Origin of the sequence: Paenibacillus sp. FSL H8-0048 (assembly GCF_038002825.1) — a bacterium.
Classification (GTDB): Bacteria; Bacillota; Bacilli; order Paenibacillales; family Paenibacillaceae; genus Paenibacillus_AQ.
The window spans coordinates 2,839,756-2,857,490 of the sequence record NZ_JBBODF010000001.1 but is presented as its reverse complement, the minus strand read 5'-3'; the positions used below and the strand labels follow the sequence as shown (position 1 = coordinate 2,857,490).

Sequence of the window (17,735 nt, the reverse complement as noted above, 5' to 3'; positions counted from 1 at the left end):
AGGAGGAAATATGGTAATGAAAATTGCACTGCTTTTTCCAGGACAAGGGGCGCAATATATAGGGATGGGGAAAAAATGGTTTGACAGTTATGCAGTTGCCGCCAAAACATTCAAGGAATGTGACAGTGTCTTGGGGCTCCCCCTTTCCCGCTTGTGTTTTGAAGGCGATGAAAAGGAATTGATGCAGACAGAAAATGCCCAGCCGGCAATTCTGGCCGCAAGCATTGCCGCGTACCGTATATACCGGGAAGAAGGAGGTCCTCAGCCTCATTATTTGGCAGGTCACAGTCTCGGAGAGTTTACTTCACTTGTGGTTAGCGGGGCAATATCATTCGCAGATGCTGTTCAGCTGGTCCGTGTCAGAGGGCAGCTTATGAGCGAGGCCAGCATTGGCATCGCTGGTGCAATGTCTGCAGTATCTGGGACGGATAAGGAGCTGGTTGAGCATGTTTGCAGAGCATGCTCGGATGAAACGGCTCAGGTGGCAGTCTCCAATTATAATTCGAAATCCCAGTGGGTGATCTCAGGGCATGAGTCTGCGGTGTCGCGGGCGGAGGAACAACTGCAGGCTTCAGGAGCCAGGACGCTCCGGTTAACGGTCAGTGCCCCTTTCCATAGTCCACTTATGGAGGAGGCTTCGTTAAAATTTAAAGCTGCGCTGGATAAGGTGGACTTCAACCCGTTGACTATTCCCGTCGTTTCCAATGTACATGCCCGGCCTTATTTGAACAAAGAAAGCATACCTGCTTTTCTGTCGAGACAAATCATTGAACCCGTTCGTTGGAGCGAAACCATGCAATTTCTCGCTTCAAAGGGAATGGAGACGGCCGTGGAGCTGGGCCCAAGAAAAGTTTTGAAAAACCTTTTTAAAGATTTCCCCTCTATCCGGACATTTTCCTTTGACAGTGAAGAAGATTTGCAGGAATGGAAGGCTTTGAATGTATCGAAGTATCAAAGCGCAGAGGATACTACACGAAAGCTGATTAGCCGGTGCCTGGCAATCGCCGTATGCACCCGCAATCGTAATTGGGATCATGAAGCGTATGAAAAAGGAGTGCTGGAGCCATACCGCCGGATTAAGGAAATGGAAGCGCAATTAACCAAAGAAGGTAAACCGGCCGGTGCCGATAAGGTTCAGGAGGCCATAGACATGCTGCGAAGTGTGTTTGAAACCAAACTGACGCCTGCAGATGAACAGAAGGAACGGTTTGAGCAATTGCTTCAAGAAACACAAATCAGCAGGGTTTATCCGCAGTTTCATGTTTTGGCTAATCCTGAGTTGTGCAACATATCAACGCATGATTAACCCATTACGAGTCATTACGAATATGAAAGGACAAGACATGGGTGAATGGAAATTGTTCTACCGCCGGCTGCTGCCATACTTGAAGGAATATCGGCGGCTGGCGGCCATCAGCATTTTTTGCGCGCTACTGTTTGTCTGGATCGACATTTCACTAGCTCTATATATGAGGAATTTAATAGACTATGCGATGGAGAGCCAGTATCGGAGCTTGATCATTTATATTATTATTACGGTTGTTACTGTAATTGTTGGTTTTCTGACTAATATTCTTAGTATTAACAGTTCAGGCAAATTTGCTGCCTACATTACGCAAGTAATTCGAAACGAAATCGTTGGGAAAATTCCTGATTTGCCGGTAACTTATTTGGAGAAACAAAAAACGGGTGAAATGATATCCCGGATCATGCAAGCAGGAGAAACACTTCACTACTTTTTAAAGGACCGGCTTCCGACATATGTTCATCAATTCACTAGAGCAATCGTATGCTGCTTCATACTGGCGTTCATCAGTTGGAGATTGCTGCTGGTCAGCTTGATAATCTTCCCGTTTGCATTCTTAGTCAGTAAACGATTGAGCAATTCCATAGGTAAGCATATTGTTTCGGCTCAGCACAATGCCGCCGTCAGTGATTCGGTGCTGGCAGAGAGTATTCATGGAAGCGAGATTGTAAAAGCGTATAGCATTTTTGGTTTTTTGGAAGGCAAATACAAGCGGTACCTGGAAGCTTCGATAGCCGGAAATATTCGGGCATTAAGAATTGAGAGCGCTATTATTCCAGTCAGCATTGCGCTTGGGTTGGTTCCTTTGATGTTCTGTGCGGTATATGGCGGGTATTTGGCATATAATGACCAGATTTCGGTAGGGGAGCTGATGGCATTCATTCAAATGCAGAATTATTTAAATGAATCACTCAATATGTTGCCAGGCTTAATGGGCGAGATCCGTAAAATAAGAGACACCTCTAATTATTTGTTTGAGCTTCTGGAGGAGAGCGTTGAACCGGAGTTTGGGACGGATACTACAGTAACATTGACCCCGGCCATTCATTTTGACGAAGTTTCCTTTTCCTATGGAGGAATACCGGTTCTTCAGGATGTAAGCTTCTATGTGCAGCCTGGAGAACTGGTTGCGGTTGTAGGACCTAGCGGCAGCGGGAAGAGCACACTGCTCAAATTGTTGTGCGGTTTCTATACACCTCAGGCCGGCCGGATCATGATTTCGGAAATGGAGCTCGGGGAGTTGGGAGGCAGAGCACTGCGCAAAGGTGTAGCGCTTGTTTCTCAGGACTCCTTTTTATTCCCTGGAACCATTGGTGAGAATATTTGTTGTTTCCAGGAATCCGATCCCCAAAGGCTGACTCAGTCTTCGGAAGTGGCGGGCCTGGACATCCCATTCGATAGCTTGGCTGGTGAGGGGGGCCAATTGTTATCCGGCGGGCAGCGCCAGCGGGTTGCTATAGCCAGGGCGCTCTATAAAGATGCTCCGATCCTGCTTTTGGATGAAGCCACATCTGCGCTTGATGCAGCTTCAGAAGCCAGTTTTATTGAGAAGCAGGGAGCCTGGAACAGAAACAACCGTTGTACTATTGGAGTGACCCACAGATTAGCTTCAGCCAAAGATGCGAACCTCATTCTTGTGATGGAAAAGGGGCGGATCGTTCAAAGAGGGACACACGCAGAATTAATGAATTCTGGCGGTCTTTACTATCAATTGTACATCCACCAGTCTCAAAAGGGAGGGGAGTATGAGGCCGACCTATTCTCCAATGAGGAGGTTGCCCATTGAGTATGCAGAAATCCAATTTATGGCTTAAGTTGTTTGCCCTAATTCATAAAGATAAATTTTTATACGCGGTATCCATCATATTTAAAAGCGCCGGCGAAGCGGGATTATACATTGCTGTTGGCTTAGTCATCCGGAATGTAGTAAACGCCGCAGTGAATAACAGCAGAGATTCGCTAGTACAGGCGCTGTGGATAGCGTTTCTGCAGACGTTTTTGTGCGCACTGGTTATGTTCAGTGCACATTTTCTGTATAACCGGGTTGTTCATCAATCAATTGGACATATAAAAATGTCATTGTTTCAAAAAGTTCTTCATTTTCCCGAAGATACCTTAAAGAATAAGCATAGTGGAGAGGTACTTTCCCGAGTTATCAACGATGTTGGGGTGATCCACAGAGTATTTACCAGCAGTCTATATTCTTTGATCTATGCCCTTGTGTTCGGCTTGGGATCTTTAACCGTCATGCTGATTCTGAACTGGCGATATGCCCTGGTCTTTTCCTTTTTTGGAGTCATATTATCGTGGTTGAACAGCCGGATGTCGCAAGGGGTTCATGCAACGGCAAGCCGATTGCAGCAGCATATGGGGAATATGACGGAGAAAATGACCGATACAATCAATGGAGCCAGCACCATAAAAATGTACCAGATGAAAAAATGGATGGTCCGGGAATACTCGGAGAATAACCGGATGGCTACTAGTGCAGCTCTGGATAATAATTTCAGATATGCGTTGTTGGACAGCACAAATTATATATTTAGCTGGATTGTCCAAGTCTCTCTTATAGTTATCGGCTGCTTACTTCTATTGGATGGGAAATCACAGCTTGGAGAACTGCTGGCTATTGGACAACTGCTTTACGGAGTCAACTTTATGCTGAATAATATCGGCAGATTTATGATGGATTTTAAGGCATCTGAACCGGCAGTAGACCGGGTGCTGGAATTAATGGAAGAGCGCACGGAGAAGAGTGGCACTGAAGTAGCGGATGGAACCGGCAGTCTTCACCAGACGGTGAATGAAAAAAGAGGCATAAAACTGGATGATGTAGTCTTCACACACAGAAACGGTAACAAAGTGCTGGATCAAGCGAGTCTGTCTGTTGAGCAAGGAGAGCTTGCCGCATTGATTGGACCCAGTGGAGAGGGCAAGAGTACTGTAATAAAATTGCTGATGGGTTTCTATGAACCATTGAAGGGTGATATTTCTGTCGCAGGACAACGGCTAGCGCAGTCCGATTTAGAGCTCTGGAGAAGCAATATCGCATATGTACCGCAGAACAGCTTTTTGTTTGAAGGGAGTATTGCAGAGAATATCCGATTCGGCAAACCAGAGGCCAGTGATGAAGAAATCGCCGCTGCCGCTGAAAGCGCGTGTGCTCATGAGTTCATTATGGAGCTGCCGGAAGGATACAGCACGATAATCAGTGAAAACAGCACTAACTTATCCGGAGGGCAAAGGCAGCGGATTGCTCTCGCCAGAGCCTTCATTAAAAAGGCGCCTGTACTGCTATTGGATGAAGCTACCTCGGCGCTGGATTTCGAGACGGAGAAACGAATTATCCAATCGCTGAACAAGTTGATGGGCAAGCAAACTGTACTGATGATTTCACATCGTCCTACAGCATATACCGGATTCTCACATGTTTTCACATTAAGGCAAGGCAAACTGGAGAGATTATAGGATGAAGGCGGCTAATAAAGAAGCTCTGAAGGAAAGTATTGCAGTACTAATGAAAAAGAATAAAATTCCTGGTGTGGCACTCGCTCTTTGGCACAATGGCAAAAGGGTGCATTTAGAGGGATATGGCTTCACAGATCATCAAAGGCGTATGGCAACCGGAGTGAATTCTGTGTTTCAGTTGGGTTCCATCTCGAAAACCTTGACGGCCTGGGGAGTTATGAAATTGGTTGAAGAAAAAATTCTGGATTTGGAGGCTCCGGTCGATACTTATTTGCATAAATGGAAGCTGCCCTCATCCAGCTTTGATCACAGTAAAATCACCCTTCAGTCACTCTTGAGCCATACGGGCGGGATGAATATCTCCGGTTACCTCGGTTATCCGGAGGTTCAGGTGAATACTGATTTGCTGCGTACACGGACTTTTGAACGGGAGAATGGACTTAAAGTTATTTATGAGCCTCAACAGGGCTTTAAATATTCTGGTGGCGGATATAGCTTAGTGCAGCATGTTATTGAGGAAGTAACAGGAATGAAGTTTGATAATTATATGAAGAAGAACGTTTTTGAACCCTTAGGAATGCAGGAGAGCACATTTCTCATTACCGAACGGGTAGAGCCCAGAATATCGCAAGCATTCGGCGCATATGGATTCGTTATGCCGAAAAGGTATTATGCAGAGCATGCTGCTGCCGGTATGTACAGCTCGATTAACGATCTCTCCAGGTTTTTAGGCGCTCATATGAAGGACACGGATACCTCGGGCTTTTTATCTCCGGAGTCTCAAACCAAACTGCGGACAAGAATTTTCCGCAAAGTTAATTATGGCTTGGGGTATCATATAGTAACCTTTCCGCAAAATAGGAAAATGCTTTTTCATCACGGAACCAATATCGGATTCAACAGCTCTTTTGCGGTCTTTCCAGAGCAGGGAGCTGGAATAGCCCTGTTGACAAACAGTGTAAATGGAAGCCATATAATCAACCGGTTACTGCATGAATGGGTTCTGGACATTGTGGGAGAGAATATTAACAGTTATCCCCAAGGTATAAAAATGAAGGAACAGAGCAAGATAAGAAATGCCATACAAATATTGTGCTACGATCGAAAAGGACTTCATTTGACTCGATAGCAGCCCAATATGCTATAAAAATTGTAAATATAAAATTTTAAATTAAAGAAACTAAATGTAACAAATCCTAAAACTTGACATCGAGTGGGGGAATTTGGTATAGTTAGATGTAAATATTTTCATCTTGAGAGGAGTAATTTGTTTGGCAAAAACAACAAGGGGTAAGGGACTTTTGAAGGTGCCTTCCAGAGGTCGCGGTGTATGCCCGGTATGTCTTTCAACAAGAATTAAAGTTCTATATACTGTGAGTAATTCAGAAGGTAAGCAACTTAAAGTATGTAAAAATTGTAAAGGTGCGACCGCTGAAAGAATTGCTAAAGCAGTTGACACTAAAACATTGGCATTCCGAAGACACCATGAAAAAGAGTTTTTTAAGATCAAGGAAAGCCTTGTGTCTAGTGGAAAATAAGACTTTTATTTGAACTGCAAGTGCATCATCATTGTCTGGTCCTCTGTGGATCAATAAATTCTGAAGAGGATCAGATACAACAATCTAACTAATTTACATTTACATATGATTTTATGATGAGTCATCCGGCATTCGGTTGGCTTTTTTTTGATGCTAAATAACTATGGAGGTCCACAATATGAAGCTGCTCCCTCTTGTTCATTCGAGAATAGATTCCTTGCCCCACCATTCATATATAATGTCAATTTTAGAAGTTGGTAACCCCATAGAATGGATTATATTGGATAGGTACTTTCAATTGAAAATTGACGAATACAAAAATGAGGTTGTCGTACTTGACTATTGCGAAGATGATTTTTTATCTTTTTCACAATTGAAAGAGAGCAGTTATTTACTTAAAAGAAATGAGATGAGTGAAAACATTATAGATTTTGTAATAAAAAATATTGAAAAGGGATTTTATATTTTTCTACATGTTGATGAGTTCTATCTTCCATTTACTTCATCTTATATGAAGCGGAAGTTCGGACATGGAGTTATGATACATGGTTATAATGAGGAGGATTGTACTTTTAATATAGCAGGCTATGACCATAATAATAAACTATCGTTTAACTTGATAAGTTATTCTCAATTGAGTGAATCTTATGATAAATTATCAGATTATTTCGAGCATAATGATGATGAATATCTCAAAAAAATATTCATGTTAAAACCTAATTCAGTTGAACATTCTTTAAATAAGGATTTATTGATTTGTCTGATTAATGAATATACAACTTCGATAAACACACAAAAGAATTTTGTTAAGGATTATTATTCGAATTGTGATACTTATTTTGGCATATCAATATACCGTGTACTAATAAAGTATTATCAATTAGCGATTCAAAACGACAATATACAGTTATTGACGAAAAACTTATATGTCTTGCTTGAACACAAAAGAATTATGAAAACTCGTGTGGAATCTATCCTGGGAAATATAGGAGAAGAACAGACAAGAATAATTAATTGTTTGAAAATTATAATAAATGATTTGCAAATTGCAGTTAACTTAAATATGAGATTGCAATTAACTAATGATAAAAAAAATATAACTAAAATTATTGAAATTCTTGAGCGGGTATATTTAATGGAATTAGATTATTTAGACAGGTTCTTGCAGCTTATCGAAGTTGAATCGAGTCCTGGGAATCAAAAGGATCTACCATAATTAAAGAGGTGAAAAATGTGTCTCAGGCTAGTAAATTACTTCCGTATAACTCTCTATGGTTAGACTGTGTCAAAAATAATCTGATGTCAATTCTTATCAGCTACAATGATTCTTTAAGCACATTACCCTTCACATTTAAGTCTCAATATTGGAAAAAACTTACTTTACAAAAATTCGATTCTCAGGAAACTTACAAGAGCTTATTAGAACAAGGATTATTTTTACCTAAGGTTGTATATACCAATGAGATTTTATACTCCTTTTTTGATATTACAGAGATTGATATTACGTCATCTGATATAGACAGTCTTAATGAACTAATTCGGGATACATTATCTCAGCAGAAGTTTATTTTCTTAAGTATTGATCGTTTCTTTTATCCCGATGGGAGGGAGTCCAATAAAATCCACTTTATCCATCCGATTTTTATTCATAATATTTCTGATATGTATGAATTAGATAATAATTACGAAGCAATTGAGGATTGTTTATCACCTGGTCAAATGCATTACTATAATATTAACTTTGAAGTTATTTATAGATCGACTAAGTACTTAATTGATTCAGGACAAAATGTACGCTTTATGACTGTATCTTTGAATGAACAAAAGGTTAATGATTATAAAACAGATTATTCTAAATCTATCTTATTGGATATTAGGAATAATATAGCGAGGGATGAGATTGTATATAATGGCGAGGTTGATCTGTACTACCAATTAGGTATAAGTGCATTGGAAGATTATTTTAATGAATTTGAAGAGATAACCTCCACATGGAATGATGAAAGCATATTTGCGCTTAGAACAACATCTTTCATACAAAATCATAAAAAAAATGAGTCGATTTTCAATCATTTATATGCTTCTGAAGGTTATAGTAATAAGAGTATATTAGAACTTGCAGAACTTTGCAGGAATTTGAGTAACGAATGGGAAGTATTCAAAAACTCTACTCTCAAATGCAGGCTGAAGAAAAACAGCAATAATATATCTATACTTAAAGAAAATCTTCAAAGGATCATCCTCTTAGAACGTGAAAGCATTAAAAATATGCGTTTTGTAATTGTATAAGAATTAAGCGAATAGGGTTCACCACAGTTTTTTAGATCAAATTAAAGGCCACCCCGAAAGGGATGGCCTTTAATTTACACTTTTAACTCCCCTTACTTCCCACTCTCCAGCAATCTCGCCACCATGGTAGCGAACTCTGCCCGGGTAATGTCTTTTGCAGGCTTAAAGGTACTGTCTTCGTAGCCTGTAATAATTTTATTGGATGCCAGTGCATCAATAGAGTTATAATACCAGGCCTCTTTGCTAACATCTTTGAACGATGTGCTTCCGGTACCTGTCAACTTAAATGCTCTGGTAATTAGTGTTGCTAATTCACTGCGGCTAATCTTCGCGTTCGGGCGGAAGGTGCCATCGCTGTATCCGTTCATCAGGCCGGCACTGGCTGCTGCACCGATATACTTATTGGCCCAATGTGCCCCAGATACATCTGTGAAGCTGCTTGCTTGTCCGTCAAGTCCCATGTGCGTTGTAATGACCTTAATGGCTTCGGCACGGGTCAGACCTGTATTCGGACGGAAGGTGCCATCGGCATAACCCGTTAATAATCCTTTGGAGATCAGCAGGTCAATGCTTGCCTTTGCCCAATGATTCAGTGTATCGGTGAAGCTGACCACTTCCGGCGCAGGTGTTGGTGCTGTTGTTTCTGCTGGTGCCGGTGTTGCTGTAGGAGCCGGTGTAGCAGTAGGTGTTGGTGTAGGCGTTGCCGTTACCGGTGGAGTAACGGTACCTCCTCCAGGACTTGGGTTGCTTGGTTCATTATCTGTTGGATCAGGAGTAGTAGGGGTTGGGACGTATGGCAGTGCTGGAGCAAAAGCGGTAAGCAGTCTGGCTTGACTTTGCTGCTCAAGCGCATAGCCCATACCCAGAACTTTGGCATCGTCCCACGCTCTGCCCACAAGCTGCATGGAGATCGAATATCCGCTGTCGTTCGTTCCTACAGGAACCACTACCGTAGGGAGGCCGACATTAGACGTTAATACGCCTGTGCCCCGGTCCGAACTTAATTGAGAGGCTGATGCGTCATTGTTGTAGACGTCACTGATGAAGCCTGCATACACAATGGCATCCACGCCATTCTGGTCCATCCAGCCTTTGATCACTTCTTTATAGTCTGTTCTATACTTGATGTAATCCTGTACAGCCTGTTCTGTCATCCGCGTAGGTACAGTATATCCTCTCTGATTATAGATAAGCACCTTATCTGAAGCTAGTACACTTGCTCCGTCTGCGTAAGGGAAGGCTTTATGAAGCTCAATGTAACGTGCCCAGCCTTCGGTAGAGCCGTTAATGCCCTGAGGACGGGTAGGGGCTGCTGGCATTGTTGACATCTCCACCATTGTTGCGCCTGCGGCCTGAAGCTCTGAGAACTTATTCATTACCGCTTGTCCGGTATCGTCATCTGCGTAGCTGGAGACGAAGGATGATGGGATATATCCGATTTTCTTTCCTTTCAATGCCCCGGCATCCAGCGATTCCTTCCAGTTCTCCGGACGTTTATGATCTGCATCAGCAGTTACGGTGAAAATATCCTGCGGGTCCGTACCCGTTGTAGCGTTCAGCATAATGGCCAGGTCTGTTACGGTTTTGGCGATAGGCCCCGCATAATCCTGTCCCCAAGTGAGTGGCAGCACACCTGTCGTACTCGCCATGCCGTCTGTTCCGCGGAAGCTCTTTAAGCTGGCGCCTGTCGTAGGTGCATAGAGAGATACCCCTGTCTGCGATCCCATAGCTGCCGCTGCGAAATCAGCTGCAACCGATACTGCTGATCCGCCGCTGGAGCCAAAAGAGGTTTTGGATGGATAGAGCGCATTCCATGTCTGCATCCAGCCGCTTTCACTGAAGCTTCCGCTGTTCGCGAACTCCGAAGTATTCACTTTACCAATAATGACCGCGCCGGCTTCCCGCAGCTTATTCACCTGGAAGGCATCCGATTCCGGCCGCCAGCCTTCAAGTGCTTTACTGCCGCCTGTAGTCGGCATGTCTTTGGTGTCATAGATATCTTTTATCGCAATAGGAATTCCCAGCAGATCGCCCTTAGCGCCTTGTGCACGGGCATCGTCAGCCGCTTTGGCTTGGGCCAGCGCAGTTTCGGACACATGAAGGAAGGCATGGAAGCCGAGTTGGCCCATATCGTACGCCTTGATTCGATCCAGATACGCTTGCGTTATTTGAACAGAAGTCGTTGTACCGCTAATCATATCCTGCTGCATCTGTGCAATGGATTTATTCACAACATCGTAGGGGGAGGAAGTGATGAAGCTTTGTGCTGCAGGAGCCTCTGGAATGAACAGGTGATCTCCAGTATTAAGTCCCTCTATACCTGAGATATCCCAGTTGCTGATGGAGCGGATCTGTGCAGGGGTTAAGCCGTACACATCCAGCTGCTGATTAAATCCATTAAGCGTGGCAATCAGGTTGTTCAGTCCAGCTTCTCCAGCTTCTCCAACTTGCACAAAATTCACCAGGGATTTCGACTGGCCTGGTTCAAGACTCAAGGTATTAATGAAGCCATAGAAATTCGCCTCATTACCGGACTTGGCGAGAGCTGTAGTGAATGGATTCTGCTGCTGATTCCCGAGAGCCGTTAATCCATTATTAAATGGATGTGGAGACCCGACTGCAATTCCCAGAGGTTTATTGTTTCTGGCACTGCTGTCGACCACAATCCATGAATCGTCTGTCGTCACATCTAGATCATTGGAGTAGGTTGCCTTGACGACTGAAGCATTAGCCGCTGTACCATAGCCTAAGGAGCCGCCGAAGGAGACATCTACTTTTACAGCTATATCATTTTTATTGGTGAAAGTATCAAAGAATCTGGTTCTATTATTGATAGTGTCCACATACACATCACGGGTAACGGTGACATTTCCGAGGTTTACAGATTGAGAGGAAGTGAATCGGTTAACACCATCGTACTTGAGGTCAAAGCCGCGCATCATTTGTCCATTCATCAGGGAAGCTGTAGGCGAGGATACTTTAACAAAAATATTACCGAAGCCTTGTAGCTGTGTAGCGCCAACAGTACGCAAGCTTCCAGTGTCCAAGCTGGGAGCGAAAGCATCGTGAATCTCCCATACGGTGCCACTAGATGAAGTAACCCTCGTTAAAGCATCAGCGGTTTGAAACGGAATGACTCCCGAAGCAATAACAGATAATGCAATGGAAGTAGCTATAACTTGCCTCTTGGTTCTGCGCAGACGTTTTAACTTACTCATGTAGGCAATCTCCCTTTCCTCTATGTATATTATTAATTGTGTTAAGAAATATAACATCGTATATTAATTCAGTCAATAAATAATATGAAATTGAACTATTTTTAGAGATTTTAACAAGAGGAAGTTGCTATATATATTTTAATTGATAATAAATTAGTGATTTGATGTCAAGTTAATTAACATTTTGAGTTATATATATATTCTGCTGATAGATTATGGAATGTGATACAATATTTCAAATGGGATTTTTGCACGCAAAGGAGATTTATAATGAAACGCCATCGCTGGAGCATTGCTGTTTATTTCATGCTGTTCTTGTTTGTCTTATTCGTATTATTCAATGACTATTCACCCATCCTGATTGTAGTAGGCGCTGTGGTGGCTACTCTCATTGTTTTTACAATCCAATTCTATTATCCGGCAGTTTTGGACAAGCGTGTGGACCGTGTGGAGTCCTTTTTACGCAGCCAGAAAAACAATCCTGCATTGTATATTCAGTATGTTCTTGCGAACCGGCTTGAGGATGAAGCGGCAACGGTCATGGAGAAGCTGATGAGCAAGCATAAACAGGTGGCGGTACAGGCAACGTACAAGGCGGCTTACGGATGGTACCGCAAAGACATGGCTGCTGTTCAGGAAGCCGTCCCGCATATCCGTCATGCCGATTACCGGGCGTACTATGAAGCGGCTCTGTTGCTGGAGGGCGGGGAAAGCGCTAAGGCGCGGGAACATTTGAGTTCAATCCGGAAGCCGTGGATGAGATCAGTAGTGCTTGCAGAAATTGAACGGAAAGCCGGCAACAATGAGCTTGCGGTCAAGTATGCCAGGGAAGCAGTTGAGGCTTCGAGAGGCGTCCAGCGTTATGCGTTATATAAGGAGTACGAAAGAACGTTACCGCAAGCGGTTGAAGCCTAGTAGCTTATCAGATTTAAAATAGTGGAGCAGACGCAATTCACTTTTAAATTGCATCTTTTTCCAAGCGGGCGTTGTTCTTCAGGGGTGTTTGGCTTAGCGTAACGGACTGAGGGGCTCTTATCCGGGAAGAAAGTCGTCACTTGGGCGATTAACGGACCGCAAGGACCTTATCCGTGGAATTCAGCTCCAAAACGTCTCGCAGAAAGACGATAAGGTCGCCTGAGTCCGTTACGCTGCAAAAGATGGGGTTCTCCTGGGAATAAGGTCTCTTCGGTCCGTTAGATTTTTTGGGATGATAGGGTTTTATTACACAAGCCCCTGAGTTTCACAAGCTTATTCAACCTTTTAAATCTGATGCTTCACTAGTCTAAAAAAACGGGTATCATCCTCATTTAAGGATGATACCCGCTTCTGTCAGGAGGCCAGAGCGGCCACCTATCTTTACTGCCCCAAACAAAGCCTGATCAAATCGTCCACATGTGCCGTAGCCAGGCATTCCACGGTGTCGGCGGCGCCGTAATAGATTTTCACTTCGCCATCGTCCTCCAGGATCATGCCGCCGGGGAAGATGACGTCATTGCGGAAGCCGCCGTCTGTTTCGTAGGGGGCTTCAGGAGCGAGCAGCGGCGATGCGCTCATCCCGAGAATTTTCTTGGGATTATTCAGGTCAAGCAGCATAATACCTGCGGTATACCGCTTCTTCCAGGACGGCTCCCAGCCGTTCTTCCCTCTGGCGGGATCGAGATCCACGGCATGGAAGGTGGTGAGCCAGCCCTTATCCGTCTTCACCGGTGGCGCTGCCGGACCGATCTTGTCATTGGCGAACGGTACCTGCTCCACCGCCAGCAACAGCTCCGACCGTCCCCAGTAGATCAGATCCGGTGATTCCGCGATCCAGGTGTCGAACCGGTCCAAGCCACCGCGGCTGTATACGGTGAACGGCCGCTCCAGCCGCACATAGTTGCCGTTGATCTTCTCCGGGAACAGCACCATATTCCGCAGGTCCGGCGTGGACAAGCTTAAGATTTCAAAGGATTCGAAGTCATCCGTGACTGCGATTCCTCCCCGGATGCCATGCCGCGTATCTACAGCGAAGCACATGTAGCAACGGCCATCGATCACCGTCAGCCGCGGATCATATCCGCGCACGAACTCTTCGTCCTTCAGCTTGAACACCGGCTTCGGCCCGGCCGTCCAGTGGATGCCGTCTTCACTGAATGCGATACCGAGATCCGTTGTATGAGACGGCTCAAGAGTCTGCTTGTCGAGTGAGCCGTAGTCATTACGGAATACCATCACATAACGGCCGCCGAACTTCACCACTCCCGCGTTAAATACAAGGGCGGTGGGGTAAGGGACCCGCGCCGCATCCAGCACAGGGTTAGCCGGATGACGGCGGATGAGGGGACTGGATGCCAAAGCTCCTATGATGGGTGTATTGTTATCATTCATTGTTGAATATCCTCCTTGAGTGTGGAACTGCTTTTCCTTTAACTTGAATTTTAAGTTCAATCTATTTTGACAATGCTTCCGTAAGATGCGAACGGATAGTCGATCGTAATCCGTCCGGCCTGGCAATCGCCAACACCGCTGTACAGATCGGCCTTGCCATCCTCACGCATCACAATCCCCGCAGAGAAGACGCAGTCCGTCAAATACGGGGCCTTGGCAGGTCCGGGCGGGTAGCAGGAGCGGCTTCCGATCAGATGCAGGTCATGGGATTCCCGGGTCACGGGATCGAAGATGAAGGACATGTTCATATAGACCTTGATGTCCTGCCCGTTCTCCTCCTGATGCGAATAACAAATATGGCCGATGATCCCGATGTTGCCGCTGCTCAGCAGGTACGCCTGATTGACGCCGCCCCATTCGCCTGCTCCGAAGATACCATGAATATACGGGGCATTCTCAATGACTTCAGCGGTCAAATCCTCCAGCTTGTCAATCACCGTGAAGCCGATCATCGATTCGCTGCCATATTGGCCCTTCACCTCATGGCCACGCGGACGCGAGAAGACGCCGATTCTGCCGTTCGCCAGAGCAACAAGGCGGATATCCTTCATTTTGTTGGGACCTGTAGTGAAGTAGTACAAGTCGTGAAGGTCCGTCCCCCGGTAAAAATAACCGAAATACGTGCTGTATTTGCCGCTTTGATATTGCACATGCGTTCCGCCCAGTACAAGCTCATCACCTATTTCAGTGATATACGGGTCCTCCAGCGTATAGATCATGCTGTTCTCCACCAGTGTCCACTCATCCTGGCCTGTTTCCTCGAACAGACGGACCCAGGATCGGGCCCATTCCTCCCGGCGTTCTACCCGGCCGAACAAGTAACGCTTACCCTCCCTTTCAAAAGGTATTGAAATATTATAAACATCAAATCCGTCCACGTTTTTAAAGGAAAGGGTTGCGCTTTCATAAAAAGTTTTTGTTGCTTCAAATTCTTTTTTTTGCTGATGCAGGTTCAAAATTTTTCCACTCCTTTATTCTAGCAGCACTTTTTAGTGAAGAGAAGATTTATATTCCTGAAACTGCTTTTGGTATTCCGCAACAACCTGGTCCAGACCCGCCTTCTTCATTTTATCCAGCGCTTCGGGGAAGGCCTTGTCATAGTCCAGCACCCCCATATAAATTGGCGTGATGCTGGCTGAAGCTTCGGAGAGAATATTGGTGTATTCGGTTCTTACATTCGTCGGGTCAAAAATAAAATTGGCTGCAATACTATTGACTGCACTCTGATTAGGCTCGAATAAGACCTTGTTATTCTCAGGAATACTGCTCTCCGGGTCAAAGCGCATAAAGTTCACATTGCCGTTCTGCGAATCAGAGCCTCTGTACCGCGGATTATTATTGTTGTTCGGGTCTTTGATCGGCTTTAAGCCTTTGTCGCCATCTTTGGTGTAGTGCTCACCCTCGATGCCATATTGAACCAGGTCATAGTTATCCTGGCTGGCCAGCATCCAATCCATAAATTTAACGGCGGCCTCGGGATGCTTAATGTTCGCCGGCACGGCATTTCCGTTCTTGAAGGAGAGGGGACGCAGATACTCTTTTTCCGGGTTAAACCACACCACTCCGATATCGTCTACCGTAGCATCCGGGTTGTACTTCTGGAGTCCGTTCAAGCTTCCGCCGGTTCCCAGGCGCACGAACCACTCCCCGCTGTCGAGCTGGGCATCTACCTGCTCCTGCTTCATGACCAGGATGTCAGGATTCGTAATTCCCTTGGTGTACAGCTCGTGCATGAAGGCGGCATCCTTTTTGAATTCGTCGGTTTCAATCCAGGATTTGACTTCTCCGTTCTGGTTGACATAGAAGAACTTATCCTTAACGGTGAACGGGAAGGTGTCATAGGTCCGGTGCAGGATGGAGGTATGCAGATTGATCGGGTCAAAATCGGCCCGGGTGCCTAAGTAAGGCTTGTTCTTTCCCTTCCAGTTCTTCATCACCGCTTCCCAGGCGCTGATCAGCTCAGCCGGAGTTGTGGGCTCCTGCAAATTGTTCTCGCGGAGAATGTCGCGGCGGATATTGAACTGGCCCTCGCTGGCCATTTCAACCCAGTAGGAGGGGACGATATAATATTTCCCGCCGATGGTTGCGCCGCTAAAGATATCCTCCGGAATATTCTTTTTCAGGTTAGCTCCGTACTTCTCAATCTCTTCCGAGATATCTGCCAGTGCACCCCGGGTATAGTAATTGGAAAAAGGAGTGCGGTCCTGCATGACATGAAACAGATCGAACTCTTCACCGGTGGACAGCATCAGGTTCAGCTTCTGGTCCCAAGCATCCCAGGGGATGAAGATTTTCTCTACGGCAACGCCGACACCGTCTGCAGCCAGCTTCTCATTGACCTTCTGGAACACCTTTTGGTAATCCTTAGGCTCGGTCCCGGGAACCACGTATTTGATCTTGACGACCTCAGAGCTATTAGCCTTCTCTGCATTCGGGGATGAAGCATTGCTTTCTCCATTTGCGCCAGGGCTGGCATTATCGGCCTTGCCGCACCCAACCAGGGTGGACAGGGCAAGCACCACAGCTAACAGGGTTGCATAGGATTTTCTCATGAATAATACGGACCTCCTCTTATGTTGTCTTATATATGTTAACCCCTAAGGGATGACATCAGCCTTTCACCGAACCGATCACGAGCCCTTTCACGAAGTACTTCTGTAAGTAAGGATACAGGAAAATGATCGGCCCGATGGTTACGATAGCTGTTGCCATCTTGACCGACTCCGAAGGAAGTGTAACGTCGCTTGTTCCCGCCAGCATGGCCATATCGTTCAGCATACTGATCTCCGATTGCATCTGCAGCAGCATGAATTGCAGCGGGTACAGGTCTTTCGTATCAATCAGCATGATCGCATTCCACCAGTTATTCCAATAATCCAATCCATAGAAGAGGGCGATTGTCGCCAGTACCGGTTTACATAACGGAAGATAAATTTTGAAGGCAATGACAATATCGCTGGCCCCGTCTATGGTGGCTGATTCCCGCAGCGAGTCAGGAATGCCGTTCATGAAATTGCGCACCAGGAAGAGGTTGAACGGGCTGAACAGGAGCGACGGAATAATCAGAGCAAGAATATTATCGGTTAATCCGAGTGCGCGGTTCATTAGATACCAGGGCACAATGCCGGCTGAGAAAATCATGGTGATAAAAAAGTACAGGGCCAGCAGATTGCGGTACCTCACATTTTTGTTCGCCAGGGTATAGCCTGCCATAGAAGTAATCAGCAGGGCCAGCGTGGTACCGGCGAGAGTGACAAAGATCGAAATGCCGTAGCTCTGAATGACCTGGGAGCCGCTAGTGAAGATCAGCTTATAGGCATACAGGGAGAATTTCTCCGGAAACAGGCTGTAGCCGTTCTTAAGAATGGCATCCTCATCCGTGATGGAGATCATCAGCACGAGCAGCATCGGAAGCAGGCACAGTGCCGAATAGACCGCAGTAAGCGTGTACATGACCGTTCTGCTGATTGAGAATTTTTTCATGAATAC

At 45.3% G+C, this 17,735-nt stretch carries 13 protein-coding genes; 8 read left to right on the top strand and 5 right to left on the bottom strand.

Annotated elements, in window-relative coordinates; translation table 11 throughout:
- Positions 1–16: 16 nt before the first annotated feature.
- From fabD to NSU18_RS12125, 7 genes are all read left to right on the top strand, one after another.
- Complete coding sequence (gene fabD, locus NSU18_RS12155; protein WP_341149122.1) at positions 17–1,306, top strand: ACP S-malonyltransferase; 1,290 nt, start codon at positions 17–19, stop codon at positions 1,304–1,306.
- 22 nt (positions 1,307–1,328) lie between these two features.
- Entirely contained in the window at positions 1,329–3,092 is a 1,764-nt protein-coding gene (locus tag NSU18_RS12150; RefSeq protein ID WP_341149121.1) for an ABC transporter ATP-binding protein, read from the top strand.
- Positions 3,093–3,094: 2 nt separating this feature from the next.
- Complete coding sequence (locus NSU18_RS12145) at positions 3,095–4,774, top strand: ABC transporter ATP-binding protein (protein ID WP_341151032.1); 1,680 nt, start codon at positions 3,095–3,097, stop codon at positions 4,772–4,774.
- 1 nt (position 4,775) lies between these two features.
- Complete coding sequence (locus NSU18_RS12140; protein ID WP_341149120.1) at positions 4,776–5,903, top strand: serine hydrolase domain-containing protein; 1,128 nt, start codon at positions 4,776–4,778, stop codon at positions 5,901–5,903.
- A gap of 142 nt (positions 5,904–6,045) precedes the next feature.
- On the top strand, positions 6,046–6,312 hold the full coding sequence (locus NSU18_RS12135; RefSeq protein WP_341019481.1) for a hypothetical protein: 267 nt from the start codon (positions 6,046–6,048) through the stop codon (positions 6,310–6,312).
- A gap of 178 nt (positions 6,313–6,490) precedes the next feature.
- Positions 6,491–7,528: a hypothetical protein gene (locus tag NSU18_RS12130; protein WP_341019482.1), complete on the top strand. Its 1,038-nt coding sequence runs from the start codon at positions 6,491–6,493 to the stop codon at positions 7,526–7,528.
- 8 nt (positions 7,529–7,536) lie between these two features.
- Positions 7,537–8,601, top strand: a complete 1,065-nt coding sequence (locus NSU18_RS12125; protein WP_341019483.1) for a hypothetical protein — start codon at positions 7,537–7,539, stop codon at positions 8,599–8,601.
- A gap of 92 nt (positions 8,602–8,693) precedes the next feature.
- On the opposite strand, the gene NSU18_RS12120 is transcribed toward NSU18_RS12125, so the two are convergent.
- A complete protein-coding gene (locus NSU18_RS12120) occupies positions 8,694–11,819 on the bottom strand; it encodes an amidase family protein (RefSeq protein ID WP_341149119.1) in 3,126 nt (1,041 codons plus the stop codon).
- A 270-nt stretch (positions 11,820–12,089) separates the two neighbouring features.
- Here NSU18_RS12120 and NSU18_RS12115 point away from each other — a divergent pair, with 270 nt between their 5' ends.
- Positions 12,090–12,734 carry a hypothetical protein gene (locus NSU18_RS12115; protein WP_341149118.1) on the top strand — a complete coding sequence of 215 codons (645 nt, stop codon included), beginning with the start codon at positions 12,090–12,092 and terminating at the stop codon, positions 12,732–12,734.
- A 441-nt stretch (positions 12,735–13,175) separates the two neighbouring features.
- Here the strand turns inward: NSU18_RS12115 and NSU18_RS12110 are convergent, their stop codons facing one another.
- From NSU18_RS12110 to NSU18_RS12095, 4 genes are read right to left on the bottom strand one after another with little or no spacing between them, the layout of a single operon-like run.
- Positions 13,176–14,186, bottom strand: a complete 1,011-nt coding sequence (locus NSU18_RS12110) for a glycoside hydrolase family 130 protein (protein WP_341149117.1) — start codon at positions 14,184–14,186, stop codon at positions 13,176–13,178.
- Between the two features lie 56 nt (positions 14,187–14,242).
- Complete coding sequence (locus NSU18_RS12105) at positions 14,243–15,202, bottom strand: MTP-1 family protein (RefSeq protein WP_341149116.1); 960 nt, start codon at positions 15,200–15,202, stop codon at positions 14,243–14,245.
- Between the two features lie 33 nt (positions 15,203–15,235).
- A complete protein-coding gene (locus NSU18_RS12100; RefSeq protein WP_341019494.1) occupies positions 15,236–16,798 on the bottom strand; it encodes an extracellular solute-binding protein in 1,563 nt (520 codons plus the stop codon).
- A gap of 58 nt (positions 16,799–16,856) precedes the next feature.
- A complete protein-coding gene (locus NSU18_RS12095) occupies positions 16,857–17,729 on the bottom strand; it encodes a carbohydrate ABC transporter permease (protein WP_341019496.1) in 873 nt (290 codons plus the stop codon).
- Positions 17,730–17,735: the final 6 nt, after the last annotated feature.